At 68.7% G+C, this 1,328-nt stretch carries 1 protein-coding gene; it reads left to right on the top strand.

Annotated elements, in window-relative coordinates; genetic code table 11:
- Nucleotides 1-82: 82 nt before the first annotated feature.
- Entirely contained in the window at nt 83-1,303 is a 1,221-nt protein-coding gene (locus tag FFK22_RS41790; RefSeq protein ID WP_138893691.1) for an integrase core domain-containing protein, read from the top strand.
- The last annotated feature ends 25 nt before the right edge of the window (nt 1,304-1,328 follow it).

Below are 1,328 nucleotides of genomic sequence, written 5' to 3'. Positions count from 1 at the left end.
GGTCCGAACCGGCGAGAGTCTGGACAGATTGGACCGGAGACATGGTTGACAGGTTTCCTGCTCGGCAAGGGAGGGCTTGCCGATGCCGTGGAGGGAGACCTGCGTGGAGGAGGAGAAGACGGGGTTCATCGTGTCGTATCTCGCGGGAGGCGAGCCGATGACGGTGCTGTGTGAGCGCTTCGGGATCAGCCGTGAGACGGGATACGAGCTGGTGCGGCGTTGGCGGTCGGAGGGCTGGCCGGGCCTTCAGGCGAGGTCGCGGGCCCCGCATGTCAGGCCGCAGACGCTGGCGCTGGAAGTGGCGGCGCGGATCGTGGAGTTGCGGCGGCAGTGGCCTTACTGGGGCCCGAAGAAGCTGCAGGCGTGGCTGAGGCGGCATGAGCCCGGCCAGGTCTGGCCGGCGGCATCGACGATCGGCGATCTGCTGCGGCGGGAGGGCTTGAGCGAGCCGCGACGGCGACGGCGGACGGCGCAGCCTGTGACCCGGCCGTTCCTGGAGGTGTCGGCGCCGAACGACGTCTGGTGTATCGACTTCAAAGGCTGGTTCCGGACCCGCGACGGGGAGCGCTGCGATCCGCTGACGCTGAGCGATGCCGACAGCCGCTACCTGATCGCCTGCCAAGTGGTGGAGCCGACCGCCGAGGGGGTGGCGCCGGTGGTCGAGCGGGCGCTGCGCGAGCATGGGCTGCCCCGGGCGATCCGCAGCGACAATGGCCCGCCCTTCGCCTCCTCCGGGGCCGGCGGGCTGAGCCGGCTGTCGGTGTCGTGGATCAAGCTCGGGCTTCGGCTGGAGCGGATCGCGCCGGGGCGCCCGCAGCAGAACGGCCGGCACGAGCGAATGCACGGCACGCTGAAGCGGGAGACCGCGCGGCCGCCGGCCGACAGCATCGCCGCGCAGCAAGTCCGGTTCGATGCCTTCCGCCACAGCTTCAATCACATCCGGCCGCACGAGGCTCTCGGCCAGGACACCCCGGCCAGCCGTTACTGCCACTCGCCGCGGCCTTATCCCAACCGGATCGAGGAGCCCTGGTACGATCCCGACCATGCTGTCCGCCGCGTCCGCTCTGCCGGCGACATCAAATGGCAGGGCGACAAAGTCTTCATCTCCCAGGCCTTGGTCGGTGAAACCGTTGGCATCGCCGAGACCCAGACCGGCGATTGGATCGTCCGCTTTGCCGACATTGATCTGGGCCTGATCGACCGCAACACTCGAACGCTTCGCCGCTGCAGTGCGGCCCGGCCGGGCCGCACTGCAGCACCAGAACAAACCGTGGAAACTGTCAACCATGTCCCCGGTCCATAGTGTCAACCATCTCTCCGGTTGCACA

Origin of the sequence: Mycobacterium sp. KBS0706, from assembly GCF_005938675.2 — a bacterium.
In the GTDB taxonomy this organism is placed as follows: domain Bacteria; phylum Pseudomonadota; class Alphaproteobacteria; order DSM-16000; family Inquilinaceae; genus Inquilinus.
This window is presented reverse-complemented; position numbering and strand designations above follow the sequence as displayed.

Bases quoted from the DNA above. Each gene is read 5' to 3' on its own strand.
- FFK22_RS41790 (WP_138893691.1), top strand. From the start codon at position 83: ATGCCGTGGAGGGAGACCTGCGTGGAGGAGGAGAAGACGGGGTTCATC.